We start from the raw sequence: 19,119 nt of genomic DNA, 5'->3' as shown, positions 1-19,119 counted from the left end.
TATAAGTACATTTATAAAAACCTTTTTTTATGAAAAATAAATTCTATTTAGTATCAATAATTTTCTTATCCTATTTTATGAGTAACGCTCAGGAATCTAACTTTAAGACAAATGCTTTAACTGCAGCGATCATATCAAGTTATAGTGAGAAGTCGCTGCACTTTTACAAAGATATATTAGGCTTACAAGACGCTGGTGTTATTGAAATAGACAGCAACTTTTCAAAAAAATTAGGTCTGTCAGACAACATCCCTTTTCACGTAGATGTTCTAAAATTTTCTGATTCTCCTGATTCACCGAATTTGAAAATCGTTTCTTTTAAAACTGAAAACAAGAGAGAACCCGTAAATACATTTATAGAAAAACAATTAGGTCTTCAATACTTAACCTTAAATGTATACTCTTTAAATTCTATAATGGAAGCTGTGAAGAAAGAAGGAATTAAAACGGAAGGTGAGACTCCGATTAAATTAGCAGAAGATAGGTATCTACTATTAGTAAAAGATCCTGACGGAGTTTTTATTGAATTGATAGGAGACTACGACGAGTAAAAAAAAATAGTACGAAATTTAAAACCCCGTAAATTTTATTTACGGGGTTTTTATAATTAGATAAAGTTTATTTCTTTAGTTTTTTGCGATAGTATGCGTGAAGTTCTTCAGCATTAGCCCCTAGCCATTTTTTTATATAAATAATTAAAAAATGATATTGAACAAACCATACACCGTGTGTTTCATATAGTCGCGCAGATGAAACCAGCGGTTCTTGAATGACTACAAATTTCTTGCGAGCGTACAACTCATTTATTAGAATATTGTCTTCATAAATAATATAAGATTCATCGAAACCTCCTATTTCTTCAAAAAGATCTCGCGTAATAAATTGACTCTGATCGCCGCCCCTACTTACACGCCAGCTAAATTTTGTAAAGTAACTTGCCAGTTTGAGCCACCAGTGATTGCTGTTAAATTTCATTCTAAAACAGCCCGCAGGGTTACCTTTATTGACTTCTTCTAATATGTAAAAGTCAAAATTCTTAGGCGGAAAAGAATCGGCATGTAAGAAGTATAAGATATCACCGCTAGATTCTCGTGAACCGGCATTCATTTGCCTAGCGCGACCACGACCAGAATTTATTATTTTAGTGGTTACACCTCCTACATTTTTAAATTCTTGAGCAATTTTAAGCGTATCATCACAGCTTCCTCCATCTACAATTAAAACCTCTAAGTTTTGAGGGTCTGCAGCGTAAACCACAAGGTAATTTAGTACTATAGGTAAATTATGGGATTCATTAAGAACCGGAATAACTATGCTTAACATAAAAAATTAATCTGTAGGAAATTAGGAGAAGTAGTTGGTCTCAAAGCTACTATAAATAAGAACTTATAGGAAATGAAAAATCCCACAATTTGCAGGATTTTTCGTTTTAGGGCATTATCAGCTTTTTACTGCTTGTTTAAATTCCAGTTATAATCTTTATAGGTTACAGTCGTACCTGCATTGATTTTACTTTTACTGTATTGATTTATATAATCAATAACTGTAGGAGTTTTTGAGGTGATAAAATCTTTCTTATACCAGTCAAATAAAGAAGAAACTTTTGCAGTTTTAGCAGAAATTTCATTTTTATCAGAATTAATAAACTCTTTAGTAACCTTATCTAATTGTTCATTAATTTTTCCGGCGGTGTATGCTTCATTTAAAAGTATGGGACAAGAAATAGAAGCGCAATTAATCGCAAAATGAATACGAGGATCATTCATTTTTCTAAGGATACCATTTTCAATTCCACCTAAAGAAAGTTTGCGATCACCCACAGGTACAATTGCTTTTGTCCAGGCGCCATCAATATCTTTAATACTTTTAGTAGGGTAATTTTCAACGATAAGACTTACTGTATTGGCGTTGTATAAGTTTATATAATACGCTAATAATTCTTGTACAGACCAGTCATTTCCTGGATTGTAACCCGCTAATTTTTGAATGTATGCGTCAAGTTTAGTTTTGTCTTTTTTAAATCCTTCATAGTTTACAAGACCGGCGGCGTTTACGTGTTTTTTAAGTAATGCATTCCAACCACTATGATCTACATTAACAGCAGAATTTGCTGTTGTTGAAGTCAAATCTGCAGGCACTTCTTTTGTAGGTTGGCCAGCGCTGCTTAGCCCGGCTGCAGAAAGTAAATTGCAACTTTGTAAGCTAAAAGCTGCTATAAGGCATATTATTAATCGTTTCATAAGTAAATACATATCTGTGTTATTTGGTAATACATACGCAAGGTAACAGCATGTAGATTTTAGAAGTTGCATATTAACATCATTATTAACACTATTTAGGTCAACTTTAATTATAAACGCGCTTGTTCTTAGGTATTTCATTGATTTAATGATTTTTACGTAATATTCTTTGCAGTATTACAGATGTATTTAATTGTCGTAATTTTGCAGCGCTAAAAGCACTAAGACAGCATTATGAGTATTGTAGCTATTGTAGGGAGACCTAATGTGGGGAAGTCCACTTTTTTTAATCGATTAATTCAACGTCGTGAGGCGATTGTTGACGCCGTAAGCGGTGTAACCCGAGATCGCCACTATGGCAAGACAGATTGGAACGGACGTGAGTTTTCTGTAATTGATACCGGGGGTTATGTAAAAGGGAGCGATGATGTATTTGAGGCAGAGATAGACAAGCAGGTAGAACTTGCGATTGATGAGGCAGATGCAATTCTTTTTATTGTTGACGTTGAGGCAGGTGTTACCGGGATGGATGAAGACGTGGCAACGCTTTTAAGACGGGTGAATAAACCTGTTTTTCTTGTAGTGAATAAGGTAGATAATGCAATGCGTGAAGAAAACGCAGTAGAATTTTACAGTCTGGGTCTGGGCAATTATTTTACCATCGCCAGTATAAGTGGTAGTGGTACAGGAGATTTATTAGATGCTCTTGTAGAAGCGTTACCAGAAGAAGAGCCTGTTGAAGAAACAATTTTACCTCGATTTGCAGTTGTAGGAAGACCTAATGCGGGAAAATCTTCTTTTATTAATGCACTTATAGGAGAGAACAGATATATTGTTACAGATATTGCGGGTACTACTCGTGATTCTATAGATACGCGTTATAACCGTTTTGGGTTTGAATTTAATCTTGTAGATACAGCAGGAATACGTCGTAAGGCTAAAGTAAAAGAAGATCTTGAGTTTTATTCGGTGATGCGTTCTGTACGTGCAATAGAACATTGTGATGTATGTTTAGTCGTTTTAGATGCAACAAGAGGATTTGACGGGCAGGTTCAGAATATTTTCTGGCTTGCAGAACGTAATAGAAAGGGTATTGTGATTCTCGTTAATAAATGGGATTTAGTTGAAAAAGATCATAAATCTACCCGGGAGTTTGAGAAAGCTATTATGGAGCAGATGGAGCCTTTTACAGATGTGCCTATTGTATTTATATCTGCGCTCACAAAACAACGTGTTTATAAAGCTATTGAAACGGCTGTGCAGGTTTTTGAAAACCGAAGCAAACGTATTAAAACCAGTGAGCTTAACGATACGATGCTCCCCTTAATTGAAGCATATCCTCCACCGGCGAATAAGGGTAAATACATAAAAATTAAATACTGTATGCAATTGCCTACACCGCATCCGCAGTTTGCATTCTTTTGTAATTTACCTCAGTATGTAAAAGAACCTTATAAGCGTTTTATCGAAAATAAACTTCGTGAGCACTTCGATTTTAAAGGTGTTCCTATAGCGGTATATTTCCGTAAAAAATAAAATTACAGATTAGTAATATAGATTTAAAAGCCACTTTTTAATAAAAGTGGCTTTTTGTTTTAAACCTTCTCGCATTATGTAAGTCCAACGATAAATGTAAATAGTACATATATTGACTTATGAAGCAAATACTACTTCTCACTTTCTGTTTTTTAACCTTAACACTTCAGGCTCAAGATTTTTTGATAGATGGGAAAACAGTAGATGCTCAGGGTATTGCATTAGAATCTGCTACGGTATATTTAGAGAATGTAAGTGATAGTAGTTTAGTCACCTATGCGATAACAGATAAAGATGGAGTCTTTAAACTGGAAGGGACTACAAAAGAAAAGCAGGTTAACCTTTTTATTTCTTACGCCGGCTTTAAACCGTACCGCAAGAAATTAACCATACAGCCTACTTTAAGTCTTGAGGTTTTAAAATTAGAAGTTCAGGATAACTTACTTGATGAGGTTCTCGTGGTTGCTAATCGTGCTCCTGTAACTATAAAAAAAGACACGCTAGAATTTAATGCAGCCTCTTTTGAGACCAGACCAGATGCTAATCTTGAAGAATTACTCAAAAAACTTCCGGGCGCCGAAGTAGATTCTGACGGAGCCATTACGATTAATGGAAAGCCGGTTTCGCGTATTCTCGTAAACGGAAAAGAATTTTTTGGAGATGATCCTAAAATTGCAACTAAAAACCTTCCGAAGGAAATCATTGAAAAATTACAGGTAGTAGATACAAAAACTAAGTCTGAAGAATTTACCGGTAAGGCGGGTGATCCTGATAATAAAACCATTAATATAACCATCAAAGAAGATAAGAATAAGGGATATTTTGCCAGAGCAACTGCGGGAGCAGGCACAAATGAACGCTATGAGATGAGCGGGATAGGTAATATTTTTAAAGATAATGAGCGTATAACGGTTCTGGCAGGGTCAAATAATATAAATAGCTCTGGGTTTGACTTTGATGATGTGTATGGGATGATGGGGCGTAGCGGCGCAAGGGCGGTTGAAGCAGGAAATAGAAGTGGAGGTATTACAAAGTCTGAAACTGCAGGGATAAATTACAGTAATGAGTGGGCTGATAAATACGAGTTTAATGGCGATTACTTTTTTGACAGAACGAATACCGATACTCGCAGCCGCAGAGAGCGGGAAAATATTTTACCTGACACGACCTATTTCTCAAATTCTGAAAGCAGTAGTAACGCTTTAAATGATAGACATCGTGCTAATGCGCGTGTAGAAGTAGAGTTTGATACGCTAACCAGACTTTCATTCTCACCACGTTTTAATACAAACAGCTTAAAATCTATGCGCACATCAAATGCAAACTCACTTGATGGAAACCGCGATTTAGTAAACAACACAGAAACTTCAGACCAGGAAGATGTGTTTAATTTAAGTGTGCGTAACAATCTTGATTTTATAAAACGTTTTGGGAGTAGAGGCGCCTATTTGCGATTAGACCTTTCGCAGGAATATAACAATCAGGAAAATGATAATTTATATTTTTCTGAAAGCAACTTTTTTGGTGCAAATGCCCGTACAGAAACACAAGATCAGTTTATTGCTGAAGATGAAAAAGAATATCAATATGGGCTAGGTATTGAGCAACGATTAGTTTTGGCAACAGACTTTTATCTGGATTTGAACTATAATTTATCATCATCAACGTCTACAAACTCGAGATATGTTTTTGAGGCTGATGCTACCGGCGATTATACCGTACGTAATGATACACTTAGTAGTAATTTTGAAGTAAAAACCTATAGAAATACACCCAGTGTAGGACTAAATTACGACCACGAGGGATGGCGCATAAATGCAGATGTAGGTCTCTTAAATACCATTTTAAAAAATGACAACCTGCTTAGTCCTGTAAGTTTTGATAATACCTACAATAATCTGTATATACGTACAGGTATTCGGTATGAATTACAACGTTCTAAAAGCATATATATAGATTACCGCACAAATGCAAATACACCGTCTATACGAGAATTACAACCAGTTCCAGACCGTACAAACCCATTAAATATTGTAATAGGTAACCCGGCATTGCGACCTGCTTATAGCCACAATATAGGAGGTGGTTTTAGAAGTTTCAATTTTGGTTCTGGTGGAGGAAGCGGAATTTTTAGTTCGTTCTCTCTAGATTTTACTGAAAATCAAGTTGTATCTGTGAGTACTATTGGAGAAGATTTGAGACGTACTACTACCTATGCAAATGTAAACGGAGCGATGTCTGCTTCGGCAAGGGTTTTTTATACTAAAAGTACGCGTAAAGAAGCGCGTGAATTTAGATATAGATTAAGTCTAACGGGTAATCACGATAAGAACGTAGGTTTTACTAATGGTACATTATTCGATTCAAAAAGACTGCGTATAAGTCCCGGCATTAGTTTTACGTATGCGATACAGGAGCTTTTTAATATTAATCCTAGCTATAGTTTAACTTACAACGATACAAAATATTCCATAAATGCTAATCGTGATCAAGAGTTCATAAACCATAGAGTGGGATTTGAAGCAACAAGCTTCTGGCCGAAAAATATCATATTTGGTAATGACATCACCTACAACTATAATGGCAATGTTTCTCCGGGTTTTCAGAACTCATCTATATTATGGAATACTAGTCTTGGATATCAATTCTTAGATGAGAAAGCAACGTTAAAGCTTAAAGTATATGATCTTTTAGATCAGGTTGTAGATACACAGAGAATTACGGGAGATGATTATGTGCAGGATACAAATAGTCTTATCTTAACGCAATATGCGATGTTGAGCTTAACTTATAAGCTAAGTAACTTTGGAGGTAAAAGCGGCGGCTCACCCGGTGGGTCTCGTAGAAGAAGATAAAACCTTGAATTAGTTCTAATTAATAGTCTGATCGACGTGTTAAAATTATCTTAAATACTATAACTAATCTTATAGTTATAAATTAATTGCTGTAATTCGTACATCAATCAAAATCATTCATGAATAATCGCTATCTACTGAGCTTATTAATAAGCTTAATCTCCATTTGTACATTTGGTCAAGATTTTAAAATAACCGGAAATCTTAAAGACGGTGAGCAGAAAACCCCTTTAGAAGCGGCAACTGTCGTATTAGAAACTATTAAAGACAGCACAGTTATTACTTATACTATAAGTGATCGCAATGGTGGCTTTGAGCTAAAAGGACGTACACAAATAGAAAAGGCTAATCTTTTTGTAACTTTTGTAGGTTATGAGTCCTATGAACGGGAAATAGACATTTCTAAAAGTAGCAATCTAGATTTAGGAACGGTTTTCTTAGATTTTCAGGTAGAATCTTTAGGAGATGTTATTGTTAAGTCGAGAACTCCACCTGTGATTATTAAGAAAGATACGTTAGAATTTAATGCAGCCTCCTTTAAGACTAAACCAGATGCTACGCTTGAAGATTTATTAAAAGAATTACCGGGAGCAGAAGTTGATGAAAGCGGGCAAATACGTATAAATGGGAAGCCTGTAAACCAAATTTTAGTAAATGGAAAGCCATTTTTTGGCGACGATCCTACCATAGCAACACGTAACCTTACTAAAGAAATTATTAATAAAATACAGGTTGTAGATACAAAAACTGAGTCTGAAGAATTTGCGGGAGAAGAGGGAGATGCAGACAATAAAACGATAAATATCACAATAGACGAAGATAAAAACAAGGGAATTTTTGGGCGAGTTGCGGCAGGTGCGGGTACAGATGACCGTTTTGAATATGCCGGTCTGGTTAATTATTTTGACAATGACTTACGCGTAAGCGTTCTGGGAGGAGGAAACAATATTAATTCCCCCGGATTTAGTTTTGGAGAAATTGAGAAAATGTTTGGCGGGGCTAACTATATTGCTTTTAATGACAATGGATCATTTAATATTAATGGCCGAAGCTTTGGAGGAGGTCAGGGAGTGACTAATTCTCGTACAGCGGGAGCAAATCTCGCTAATGATTTTGGAGAAAAGATAGAAACCTCTGCAGATTATTTCTATTCGGCAGCAGATAGCTTTGAAGAAACAAACCGCTCACGCGAAAATATTCTACCTCAGAATCGTTTTTTTTCAGAGTCTTTTTCTTCTTCAAATACCAGCACAGACAATCATAGCGCAAATATGCGTTTTCAGGCTAAAATAGATTCTACGCTTATGATTGAGATCTTACCAAAATTGAAATATGTTGAAGGAAGAAATAACAACTTTGGGAGATCATCTACTACAAATGCAGATGGTGAGCAGGTAAATGTTAGTGAATACAACAACCGTGGTGTTAGAACCAATCGCGAATTTGAAACACGATTAACCACAACTAAAAAATATGGTAATGGAGGTGGTTTTATTAGAGCCAATGCAAATGTGAGTAGTAATGATAATGAGCGAGATGATTTTTTAAATTCCCAAACAGATGTCTTTGGCAATGACCCGCAAGAAATAGATCGAAATCAATTTACAGACGGAAACGATCTGGTTAAAAAATTTAATTCAAGTGTATCGTGGCGCTTACCTATTATCGCTAAAAAGCTTTTTGTAGAGACTAAATACGAGTATAATGCAGAACGCAGAACAAATACGCAGCTCGTTTATGGTTTTGACGCAACAGACCAATTGTATAACGAAATCATATTACCTCAAAGTACCGATTTTAAAAGTGAAAATACCTATCAACGACCAGAGCTAGGATTTAATTATAATGGAGAAAAATTAAATGCAGGTTTAAGTGCAGGTTATGTTATGAGGAAGCTTACCGGTGAAGATCGTCTTACAGATGAGAATGGTGACCGGGTGCGGGATATTGATTTTGAGAATGATTTTGATGCGGTTGAGGCAAATGCGAACTTTAGATACAGGTTTAATAAAAAAATGAGTTTATGGACGAGTTATCGTCTTAATAACGATGCCCCAGACGTGCGACAATTGTCGCCATATGTAGATGTTTCAGATCCATTGAATACAATACAGGGTAATCCTAACCTTGATCCCACAAACAGGCATTCATTTAACTTAGGCTTAAATAACTATGACTGGGCTTCGCGAACCGGTTACTATAGTTATTTTAGTGTAAATGTCACTAATAATCAAGTTGTTAATCAAACGCAGGTAGATGACAATTTTGTAAGAAATACCACCTTTACAAATGTAGATGGTACCTATAATGCATATGCGAGTCTCAGTTATAATAAGATTTTTAAATTAGACAGTTTACGCTCTCTTACAGTAGAATTAAGCACCTACGGAAATTTAAATAGGTTTGTAAATTTCTTTAATGCAGATCAATATGCGAGTTTGACTAAGAGTTATACACCAGCTTTAGGACTTCGGTTTACGTGGAAAGATCTCTTTGAGATTCGACCGGAATACAGAGTTAGTTTTACTGAAACTTCGTTTAATAGAGATTTCTTCGAAGGCCGAAATTTTACACAGCATAACATGCGCATACGTACCACTACCTATTTTCCAAAGTGGCTCACCTGGGAAAATGACATCAGATATGTTTATAACCCTAATGTAGGTGCAGATTTTCAGCGAGACGCTATTTTTTGGAATACTTCTCTTGCATATTCTTTTATGAAAGATAAATCGTTAATTACCTTTAAAGTATATGACCTGCTTGACCAGAATACAAACTCGCGTCGTAATGCTACAGAGTCGTATGTAGAAGATGTACAAAGCACCGTTTTACAGCAGTATTTTATGTTGAGTTATAGCTATAAGTTTAATACACTGGGTAAGAAAGGTGAGGTAAGAGAGAATAATTGGTTTGATTAACGAGTTCTAGAGTAACCTCGTAAAGATTGCGCTTGTACATTTTAGATTTCAGCCAGGCATAAAAGCTCATGGCAAATAGATCTTCACGGTCATTACCTACCCATTTAAAAGACCCTTCAACCTGTTCTAAAAAAGATACTGTTGTTACAATCTGCGGATTATCATAGTACATACCTGCAAGTTTAATAAAGTGCATCGCTCGTTCTTCTCCTAAAGCAAGGAGTTTGTTAAAGAATCGTTTATGTAAAGATTTTTGTTTCTGAAGTACAAGATCAAGTTTATCTAACTCAATTAATAAAAGCAGCGCAATGATTTCTTTCTTAACAACCCAAAGAAGGCCCAGCTGTTTCTCATAAAACTGATCACTATGATTCAGCTTTTTATAAGTTGTATAAGCGTCTTTAAACCTGTTTTGATGAAAATACAGTGTCATTAAAAGCAATTGCACTCTGGGAGACTTATCTTTTACGTTTTCACAAAGTAAAATAGCCTGATTATAATGTCCCAGATAGTTTAATGCGAGCGATCTAAGCACCAGAGCCGAAATGTAAAATTGATTGCGATACTTATCTGTGAGTTGTGTATTTAACTCCTCAAGATAAGCAATTGATTTTTTGAATTTTTTATTTCTAAATGCATTTGAAGCCATTAAATATAAAATCTGCAAATGATAATAGCTGTGTTTTTCTGAAGTGTTTTTTTGTTTTATAAAAGTAAAAGCCTCTTCCATTAATGGGGCTATATGGTAATAATCGCTCTCTAATTCTGCCGTGTCACTCAATAAATCCATAAACTGAAACAAAGATTTATACGTGAATTCCTCATTAGGCATAATTTCAAAGCGCTTAAACGTTTCTTCTAAAATGTTTAATGCGTTTGGTGTAGTGTTTTGCAATTGGTTTTTTAATGATGCGTAGGCTTGTTGTAATTTAAAAGCAGAATTAAGATGTTCTAAATTTTTACTGCTTTTAACTAAAACATCTTCAAAATTAATATGCTCAATTAGATGTACATATTGCAGCTGCGTATCATAAATCTCATGTAATGCGGTATATAATTCATAATTAACAGCAAGTGCTTCTGCTTTGCAAATTGTTTTCCAGCCTAGTTTAATAAGCTTTTGTTCAAACAGAATTCTACCTGCCATAATTAGTTTTAGCGTCATCATCTCTTCGCCAGATTCTTCAGAAAAACTTTTAGAAGCTATAAAATCTAGGAGGCTATCTAATAACCGTTTATTTAATGCGTGATATGCATTTCGGTTGGGTTTTTTATAGAGTGACTCGTGAAGATTTGTGGTTTCGCCTTTACAAACTTTTTTAAACAGTTCAATGTTTTTTGTGTCGCCTCGCCTGTTTTTATTTTTCAAAAACTGTATAACCTGATGTTGCTCTTCAGCAGTAAAAGTATTTATTAATTGAAATAGAGCAGACATTTAATCGTAAGTTATTGATGAGATAAAGCCAATAAATTTAAGTAATGAATATTGATTAGTATGAATTAAATAGTAAGTATTTAAAAAAAATGAAGTTTCAGTTTATATTTTGTCATGGCATCTTTGTCATCTAATTATCAAAAACAACTAGTATGGAAACTACATTTGAAAATGAAAAAAGTACATTAAATTCTGAAAGTAAAGTGCAGAACAGCGTATTAAACAGTAAACCTACATCTGCATTTGTATCTGCTGCCTGGTCAGCTCTTTTTATTGGTATGACTGCATTCTGCATCGGTTTATGGAATGCCTCTATGTTACTCAACGAGAAAGGGTATTATTTTACGATTTTACTATTTGGGTTATTCTCGGTAATATCTGTACAAAAAAGTGTTAGGGATAGACAGGAGGGAATAGAAGTTACAGATATTTATTATAGTATAAGCTGGTTTACGACAATTGCTTCAATCTTATTATTAATAGTAGGGCTGTGGAATGCAGATCTTATGCTTAGTGAAAAAGGGTTCTATGGTATGGCTTTTACTCTAAGTATGTTTGCTGCGGTAACCGTTCAGAAAAATACACGCGATTTAAAACTGTATCAAAAAAACAACTAAGAAACACACATCAAGACCTGTTTTGGTTACACAACAGGTTTTGATAGTTAGATCAAAACGACTCTACAGTAGAGTCGTTTTGTATTTTAATAAATTTAAGCTTCTAATGCTTTTAGGTACTTAAGAAGATTTAATAAATGTTGTTCTGAGTGAACACGCATCAATGTATTAAAATACCAGAGACCGTCATTTAAGCTAGTATTCTCTAAACGCCAAGCCACTTCGCTTAAATCTAAGATAAGGTCTGTAAGGTCGTCTAAGGCATCACCTTTTTCGATTTGAAGCTTATTATTATGATCTAATATTCCATCTAAATTTGAATAGAATCCTAAATCTGGGAAATTCAATTTTACCTGAGCGTACACAAGACCATAGTCTAAACGTTTTACATCATTGTACACCTGTTGATCAAAATTTGAATCAAGATTTATATAAAGCGCATAAACGTCTGCAAGTGCTTTTTTAAGTGTTTTGTGTTTGTTATCTAGGATCACAGTTTTAGTTCCGAACTGTGTGACTTGATGAATAAGGTCTATAAAAGAATTCAAGAAATGCGTTTTTAAATGTTGAGTCTTGCGAGTTAGATAAAGTATCTACCAGCCTCCAGAAGCGCCACCGCCTCCAAAGCCACCACCGCCGAAGCCGCCTCCAAAACCGCCACCACCTCCAAAGCCACCACCGGAAGAACCTCCAAAGCCACCGCCCCCTAGGCCACCACGACCCATACTGCTAAGTATGATTACGTCAAGTAAACTGCCGGCGCCGCTGCGACTACCGCCATTTTTACCACCGCCGCCGCGTGAACGGCTCAAAATAAAGACAATTACGATGAAGATTATAATTATGGGCAGTAAGCTCAACGGCTTAGAATTTTCTTGCTGTCGTGTGCCTTCATATTCGCCATGTAGCATTTGAAAAATAGCATCTGCAGCCAGGTCTAAACCTGCATAAAAATCCCCATTTCTAAACTGGGGTATCATTACCCGGTTTACGACTTGTTCTGCCATTCTATCTGTAATAATAGTTTCAATACCGTAACCGGTATTGATGTCTACTTTACGATCTTGAGTAGCTAAAGTGATAAGAATACCATTGTCTTTATCTGCCTGACCTATTCCCCATTTTTGCCCCCATTTTGCTCCTAGCATACTAATGTCTTCCCCTTTTGTGCTAGGAATTACAACGACAACAATTTGTGTTGAGGTGGTATCACTGTATTTGACAAGCTTATTTTCTAGAGCAGCTTTTTGACCTGCATTTAACAGGTTTGCATAATCATAAACACTGGTTTGCTCTGAAGGTTTTTCAGGGATATCGTACTGAGCAAAGCCTTTTGCTGAAAGACAAAAGAACAAAGCCAGAATTAAAAAATGCCGAATGGTATATAATTGAGGTAAATAAATCAAGAGGTCGATATTTCGTCAGAGAGTTCATTTACGTCATCATCATCCCAAGGGAAGAAATGCGCGAGTTGCTCTCCGGCAGATTCTATGCCTTTTACAAGGCCGGTTTTAAAGTGAGTATTTTTAAATTCAGCTTGCATAAGATCTTTTGTACTTTGCCAAAAATCTGTAGGTACCACTTTGTTAATGCCACGGTCCCCACAAATAGCAAATTTCTTTGCATCTACTGCAACATAAATAAGAACACCATTTTCGGCTTTAGTATTATCCATCTTTAATTGATGAAAAAGTACCTTAGCTCTATCTAAAGCTTCTTGCTCACAGTCGCGTTCTAAATGAACGCGTATCTCGCCAGAAGTCTTAAGCTCTGCTTGTCGTATCGCTTCAACGATTTCCTGTTCTTCTTCCGCAGTTAAAAATTCTTCAACTAAAGATGCCATTATGCTGCTTCTTTATCGTTGAAGTCAAAATTTACTTCAGGAGCATTTTGTGCACCTTCATCTGCTTTAAAATAACCCATCTCTTCAAAGTTACCTATGAAGTTATTTACCATATTATTTGGGAATGTTTTAATGTGTTTGTTATAAGGAGCAATAGCCTCATTATAACGGTTACGCTCTACATTTATACGATTTTCTGTACGCTCTAACTCATTAATAAGCTCTTTAAAATTCTCATTTGCTTTTAAATCTGGGTAGCGTTCTACGGTAACTAAAAGTCTTGATAATGCTGAGCTAACACCGCTTTGTGCCTGTTGAAATTGTGCCAGTTGTTCTGGAGAAATATTTGTAGGATCTATAGTAACACCTGTAGCTTTTGAACGTGCCTCGATAACATCTGTAAGTGTCTTCTGCTCAAATTCTGCATAGCCTTTTGCTGTATTAACGATATTAGGAATAAGATCAGATCTACGCTGGTACGAGCTCTCAACGTTACCCCATTGTGCAACGGCATCTTCTTTTAATGTGATTGCGGTATTGTAAAAACCTTTAAAAAATGAGTAAGCAATGATTCCAAGTACTACAACTACGATAATTGCGATAATTCCTTTTTTCATGTTAGATTGATTAGAGTTGATCTTTTAATTCTTGAAGCTGAGCTTTTATGTTTTCTAGCTTTCTAATAAGATCAAATTTGTTTAGTGTTTGTTGTTTATTTTCTTTTAAATGTGTTTTTGCACCTTCTAAGGTGAAGCCACGTTCTTTTACCAGGTGATAAATTAGCTCCAAATTCTTTATATCTGTTGGAGTGAATTTACGGTTGCCCTTGGCATTCTTTTTTGGTTTTAAGACATCAAATTCTTTTTCCCAGAAGCGTATAAGTGATGTGTTTACATCAAAGGCATCAGCTACTTCGCCTATGCTATAATATAGTTTTTCGGGCAGTTGAATATGCATTAATCCAGAGATTGGTTTTCGAGTTGTGCTTTTTGTAAAATTACATCAAACTCTTCTGGCGAAAGGTTTCCGTAGTAAAAATTAATAGGGTTTATACGTTCACCGTCTTTAAAAATCTCATAGTGCACGTGAGGTCCCTCAGAACGGCCTGTGCTACCTACAAAACCTATTAAATCTCCACGCTTAACTTTTTGTCCCGGTTTTACATTGTATTTGTAAAGGTGGGCATATAAACTTTCATAACCATAACCGTGGTTAATACGTATATGGTTACCGTAACCAGTAGCATTATTATCTGCACGATCAATAACGCCATCTCCTGTAGCATAAATAGGCGTGCCTCGTGGGGCAGTAAAATCCATACCCCAATGCATTTTGCGCTCTTTAGTAAATGGGTCAGATCGTAAACCGTAACCTGAGGCAATGCGCGTTAAGTCTTTATTAGCAACCGGTTGTATTGCTGGTATCGCAGCAAGAAGTTTTTCTTTTTCTTCTGCTAAAACAGCAATCTCATCTAGAGATTTGCTTTGTACTACGAGTTGTTTAGTTAAAATATCAAGACGTTTACTGGTCTCTATGATTTTTTTAGAATTGTCATAGCCTTCTAAATCTTTGTATCTGTTAACCCCGCCAAAACCAGCTTTGCGCTGCTCATCTGGTATTGGGTTTGCCTCAAAATACAAGCGGTAAATATTATTGTCTCGTTCTTCTATCTCGCCCAGAACCGTCTGCACCTGATCTAATTTTTTATTAAGTACGCCATATTGCATTTTCATATTTTGCAATTCGCGTTGTAAGGCTTTCTCGTGGGGTGTTTCCAAATCTGGAATATTGAGATAAATAAGAAGTAAGATAAAACCGGCTAAGAAAGAAGCGCCAATAGATAGTAAAACATAGCCTAGTTTACGGCCTTTTTTCTTTTCAATCTTTTTGTAAGAAAGGGTATCTCTGTCGTAATAATATTTAACCTTAGACATTAGCTAATTTATTCTATTTTTGCGTTAAAATTTTCGGCTCAAAATCCGCTTTTACCAAGGGGAAAACGAACAAATATAAAAAATAGTTTAGTGTCACTTTTAGTTTAACTAAACGCTATTAAAATCTGCACATGAAATCTCAAGAAATCCGCGATAAATTTCTAGAATTTTTTAAATCCAAAAATCATTCCATTGTAGCCTCTGCGCCAATGGTTATTAAAAATGATCCTACGTTGATGTTTACAAACGCAGGAATGAACCAATTTAAGGAATTTTTTCTAGGTAACAGTATTCCAAAAAATACGCGGGTGACAGATACGCAAAAATGTTTGCGCGTGAGCGGAAAACATAACGATCTGGAAGAGGTAGGTAAGGATACCTATCACCATACGATGTTTGAAATGCTGGGCAACTGGAGTTTTGGAGATTATTTTAAACCCGAAGCTATAAATTGGGCCTGGGAGCTTCTAACTGAAGTTTATAAAATAGATAAAGACAAATTATATGTTACCATTTTTGAAGGTGACAGCAGTGAAAATCTGGATCGTGACACTGAAGCTTATGATTTGTGGAGTAAACACGTTGCCAAAGACCGTATCCTTAACGGAAACAAAAAGGATAACTTTTGGGAAATGGGCGATCAGGGACCTTGTGGGCCGTGTTCAGAAATTCATGTTGATTTACGTACCGAGGAAGAAAAGGCAAAAGTATATGGAGCTTCACTGGTAAATGCAGATCACCCACAAGTTGTTGAGGTATGGAATTTAGTTTTTATACAATACAATCGTAAAGCTAACGGAAGTCTAGAAAATCTTCCTGCAAGACATATTGACACCGGGATGGGATTTGAGCGCTTATGTATGGCGTTGCAAGACAAAAAATCAAACTACGATACCGATGTTTTTACACCTTTAATTCGAGAGATTGAAACCATTACTAATTCTAAATACGCAGTTACAGAAGAAACTGATATTGCAATACGAGTAATAGCAGATCACGTACGAGCTGTGGCTTTTTCTATCGCAGATGGGCAACTGCCAAGTAATACTGGTGCCGGTTATGTAATACGCCGTATACTGCGTCGTGCAATACGTTATGGTTTTACCTTTTTAGATACTAAAGAACCCTTTATTTACAAACTGGTAAATGTTCTTTCTGATGAGATGGGCAAAGCTTTTCCCGAGCTTAAAAAGCAACAGAATTTAATTTACAATGTTATTAAGGAAGAAGAACAAAGTTTCTTACGCACTTTAGATCAGGGTTTAATTTTATTAGATTCGATACTGGCAGAGACTACAGGTAAGGAAGTATCTGGAGCAAAAGCCTTTGAATTATATGATACCTATGGGTTTCCTATAGATTTAACAGCACTTATTCTAAGTGAGAAAGGTTTTAGTCTGGATGAAAAAGGCTTTCAAACTGAATTGCAAAAGCAAAAAGACCGCTCTCGTGCAGCCGGTAAAATAGAAGCAGGAGACTGGTCTATTTTGAGCGATGATGCAGAAGAAGAGTTTGTGGGTTACGACACGTTAAAAACTCCTGTAAAAATTACGCGTTACCGTAAAATAAATACGGCTAAAGAAGGTGATCAATATCAACTTGTTTTTAGTCTTACTCCATTTTATCCTGAAGGTGGTGGGCAAGTAGGTGATAAAGGATATTTAGAAGCTGCTAACGGTGATGTAGTTTACATTACCGATACAAAGAAAGAAAACAACCTTATTATACACATTGCTAAGAACCTTCCTAAAGATCTTGAGAATACCTTTACTGCTGTTGTTGATGAGAAACAACGCAGCAGATCTGCTGCTAACCATACGGCGACCCATTTATTGCATCAGGCATTGCGATCTATTTTAGGTACTCATGTGGAGCAAAAGGGATCTATGGTACACAGTGGGTATTTGCGTTTTGACTTTTCGCATTTCGCAAAAGTAAATGCAGACGAATTGAAACAGGTAGAGCAATTTGTAAATGCGCGTATTCAAGAACAATTAGCTTTAGAAGAGCAACGCGCAATTCCTTACGATCAGGCAATTGCAGAAGGTGCAATTGCACTCTTTGGTGAGAAATATGGAGATGCTGTACGTGCTATTCGTTTTGGTAAGTCTATGGAGTTGTGCGGAGGAACGCACGTTGCAAACACCGCAGACATCTGGTATTTTAAAGTGAAGTCAGAAGGTGCTGTAGCATCTGGGATACGTCGTATAGAAGCCATTACCGGTGATGCGGTAATGCAGTATTTTGAAGAGCAAGATGAGCAACTTGAGGCGGTAAGAGATCTGTTGAACAATACTAAAGAACCTGCAAAAGCTATTGAAAATTTACAGGAAGAAAATAACGAACTTAAAAAGCAACTTGAATCTTTATTAGCTGAAAAGGCTAAGGGTCTTAAAGGCGAACTTAAAACAGAATTAGAAGCATTAAATGGAATTAATTTTCTGGCACGAGAGGTAGATCTTGACGCAAACGGAATTAAAGACCTTTCATTTCAGTTAGGTGGTGAGGTAGATAATCTCTTTCTTCTGTTAGCTTCTCGACAGGGAGGTAAGGCTCTACTAAGTTGTTATATTGATAAAGACTTAGCTAAAGCTAAAAACTTAAACGCAGGCACCATTGTACGCGAATTAGGGAAACATATACAGGGCGGCGGCGGCGGCCAGCCATTTTTTGCAACAGCCGGAGGTAAAAATCCTGAAGGTATTGACGCTGCTTTGAATGCGGTAAAATCATATATTATCTAAAACTACGTATTGAAATTACAAACAATTATACCGCTGAAACAATCTGAACGTCATATAAACTACGATTCAGAATTGCTTTTAGTAGGGAGTTGTTTTGTTGAGCATATAGGAGCTAAGTTAAGCGACTTTAAATTTAAGTCGCTTACTAATCCTTTTGGAATTTTGTTTCACCCCGAAGCAATCGCCCGTCTTTTTGAACGCGCTGTTCTTCAAAAGCAATTTACCGTTGCAGACGCAACGTTAGTAGATGACTATTATGTTTCATTAGACGCACATTCTAATCTAAATGCCACTACAGATAATGCTGTTATTCTCAATTTAAATAAAGCATTAGAAGATTTTCAGAATAAACTTAAAAAGGCATCTCATATAATTGTAACCTTAGGAACTGCTTGGGGTTATAGGTGTATTTTACAAAATAAAATTGTGGCAAATTGCCATAAGATTCCACAGAAAAATTTCACAAAAGAGTTAGCAAGTGTTGTTGAGGTTGAGGATGCATTAAAGCGTATTCTAAAATCTGTATCAGCGATAAACCCAGAAGCTTCGGTCATATTTACCGTGTCGCCTGTACGCCATCTTAAAGATGGTTTTGTAGAAAATCAGCGAAGTAAGGCTCATTTACTTACTGCAATACATTCAATAGTAGATAGCAATGAGACAGTTGAATATTTTCCATCTTACGAGATAATGATGGATGAATTGCGTGATTATAGATTCTATAATCGAGATTTAATTCATCCTAATGAACTCGCTATAGATTTTATATGGGAACGTTTTAGGATGGCTTATTTTACTGAAAACACACACATTCTTTTCAACAAGATAGGAGAGATTCAGCGTGGGTTAGCGCATAGAGCTTTCAATCCTGAATCTAAGAAGCATCAGAAATTTTTAGATAAGCTGAGTGATAAAATTACACGTCTACAGCAGGAGCTTCCACACATTAAATTTAAATAGTGTGAATTCTTTACGGCACTTTTGTCAAAGTTTC

General features: G+C 36.0%; 16 protein-coding genes and 1 pseudogene. 8 read left to right on the top strand and 9 right to left on the bottom strand.

What is annotated here, in order from left to right:
• The first annotated feature begins 29 nt into the window (after positions 1-29).
• Entirely contained in the window at positions 30-551 is a 522-nt protein-coding gene (locus tag ACIGAM_RS00200; protein WP_396509468.1) for a VOC family protein, read from the top strand.
• A 67-nt stretch (positions 552-618) separates the two neighbouring features.
• Here ACIGAM_RS00200 and ACIGAM_RS00195 read toward each other — a convergent pair whose 3' ends face one another.
• Both ACIGAM_RS00195 and ACIGAM_RS00190 read right to left on the bottom strand, forming a co-directional pair.
• Complete coding sequence (locus ACIGAM_RS00195; RefSeq protein WP_396509467.1) at positions 619-1,323, bottom strand: TIGR04283 family arsenosugar biosynthesis glycosyltransferase; 705 nt, start codon at positions 1,321-1,323, stop codon at positions 619-621.
• 125 nt (positions 1,324-1,448) lie between these two features.
• Positions 1,449-2,252 (bottom strand): DUF547 domain-containing protein, encoded by an 804-nt coding sequence (locus ACIGAM_RS00190; protein ID WP_396510072.1) that lies wholly within the window; start codon positions 2,250-2,252, stop codon positions 1,449-1,451.
• Positions 2,253-2,471: 219 nt separating this feature from the next.
• On the opposite strand from ACIGAM_RS00190, the gene der reads away from it, so the two are divergent.
• The 4 genes and pseudogenes from der to ACIGAM_RS00170 all read left to right on the top strand — a co-directional run bounded on the left by der (position 2,472) and on the right by ACIGAM_RS00170 (position 9,552).
• Positions 2,472-3,776 carry a ribosome biogenesis GTPase Der gene (der, locus tag ACIGAM_RS00185; RefSeq protein WP_396510071.1) on the top strand — a complete coding sequence of 435 codons (1,305 nt, stop codon included), beginning with the start codon at positions 2,472-2,474 and terminating at the stop codon, positions 3,774-3,776.
• 119 nt (positions 3,777-3,895) lie between these two features.
• Positions 3,896-4,225 (top strand): annotated as a pseudogene (locus tag ACIGAM_RS00180) (carboxypeptidase-like regulatory domain-containing protein); the annotation flags it as partial.
• A 933-nt stretch (positions 4,226-5,158) separates the two neighbouring features.
• On the top strand, positions 5,159-6,631 hold the full coding sequence (locus ACIGAM_RS00175) for an outer membrane beta-barrel protein (protein WP_396510070.1): 1,473 nt from the start codon (positions 5,159-5,161) through the stop codon (positions 6,629-6,631).
• Positions 6,632-6,750: 119 nt separating this feature from the next.
• Entirely contained in the window at positions 6,751-9,552 is a 2,802-nt protein-coding gene (locus ACIGAM_RS00170; RefSeq protein ID WP_396509466.1) for an outer membrane beta-barrel protein, read from the top strand.
• Here ACIGAM_RS00170 and ACIGAM_RS00165 read toward each other — a convergent pair.
• Entirely contained in the window at positions 9,500-10,987 is a 1,488-nt protein-coding gene (locus ACIGAM_RS00165) for a hypothetical protein (protein ID WP_396509465.1), read from the bottom strand. The genes ACIGAM_RS00170 and ACIGAM_RS00165 overlap by 53 nt on opposite strands.
• A 152-nt stretch (positions 10,988-11,139) precedes the next feature.
• Here ACIGAM_RS00165 and yiaA point away from each other — a divergent pair, with 152 nt between their 5' ends.
• Positions 11,140-11,604 carry an inner membrane protein YiaA gene (yiaA, locus tag ACIGAM_RS00160; protein ID WP_396509464.1) on the top strand — a complete coding sequence of 155 codons (465 nt, stop codon included), beginning with the start codon at positions 11,140-11,142 and terminating at the stop codon, positions 11,602-11,604.
• A 95-nt stretch (positions 11,605-11,699) separates the two neighbouring features.
• Here the strand turns inward: yiaA and ACIGAM_RS00155 are convergent, their stop codons facing one another.
• Genes ACIGAM_RS00155 through ACIGAM_RS00130 form a run of 6 tightly spaced genes read right to left on the bottom strand, consistent with a single transcriptional unit; the run spans position 11,700 to position 15,381 of the window.
• Complete coding sequence (locus ACIGAM_RS00155; protein ID WP_396509463.1) at positions 11,700-12,152, bottom strand: DUF5063 domain-containing protein; 453 nt, start codon at positions 12,150-12,152, stop codon at positions 11,700-11,702.
• A gap of 45 nt (positions 12,153-12,197) precedes the next feature.
• Entirely contained in the window at positions 12,198-13,007 is an 810-nt protein-coding gene (locus tag ACIGAM_RS00150; RefSeq protein ID WP_396510069.1) for a TPM domain-containing protein, read from the bottom strand.
• Entirely contained in the window at positions 13,007-13,447 is a 441-nt protein-coding gene (locus ACIGAM_RS00145; protein ID WP_396509462.1) for a TPM domain-containing protein, read from the bottom strand. Before ACIGAM_RS00145 ends, ACIGAM_RS00150 begins: the two co-directional genes overlap by 1 nt.
• The gene (locus tag ACIGAM_RS00140) at positions 13,447-14,064 is read right to left on the bottom strand and encodes a LemA family protein (protein WP_396509461.1); all 618 of its coding nucleotides are present in this window, start codon (positions 14,062-14,064) and stop codon (positions 13,447-13,449) included. The genes ACIGAM_RS00145 and ACIGAM_RS00140 overlap by 1 nt, the downstream gene beginning before the upstream one ends.
• A gap of 10 nt (positions 14,065-14,074) precedes the next feature.
• Positions 14,075-14,404 carry a MerR family transcriptional regulator gene (locus ACIGAM_RS00135; RefSeq protein ID WP_028376493.1) on the bottom strand — a complete coding sequence of 110 codons (330 nt, stop codon included), beginning with the start codon at positions 14,402-14,404 and terminating at the stop codon, positions 14,075-14,077.
• Positions 14,404-15,381, bottom strand: a complete 978-nt coding sequence (locus ACIGAM_RS00130) for a M23 family metallopeptidase (RefSeq protein WP_028376492.1) — start codon at positions 15,379-15,381, stop codon at positions 14,404-14,406. Before ACIGAM_RS00130 ends, ACIGAM_RS00135 begins: the two co-directional genes overlap by 1 nt.
• Before the next feature lie 131 nt (positions 15,382-15,512).
• Between ACIGAM_RS00130 and alaS the strand changes: the two genes are divergently transcribed.
• Positions 15,513-18,125, top strand: coding sequence for an alanine--tRNA ligase (alaS, locus tag ACIGAM_RS00125; RefSeq protein ID WP_396509460.1), 2,613 nt, complete (start codon positions 15,513-15,515; stop codon positions 18,123-18,125).
• 9 nt (positions 18,126-18,134) lie between these two features.
• Positions 18,135-19,085, top strand: coding sequence for a GSCFA domain-containing protein (locus tag ACIGAM_RS00120; protein ID WP_396509459.1), 951 nt, complete (start codon positions 18,135-18,137; stop codon positions 19,083-19,085).
• Positions 19,086-19,119: the final 34 nt, after the last annotated feature.

This window comes from Leeuwenhoekiella sp. NPDC079379, assembly GCF_044542075.1.
GTDB lineage: Bacteria > Bacteroidota > Bacteroidia > Flavobacteriales > Flavobacteriaceae > Leeuwenhoekiella.
Note: the sequence above shows the minus strand (reverse complement) of the source record. Positions and strands in the feature narration are given on the sequence as shown.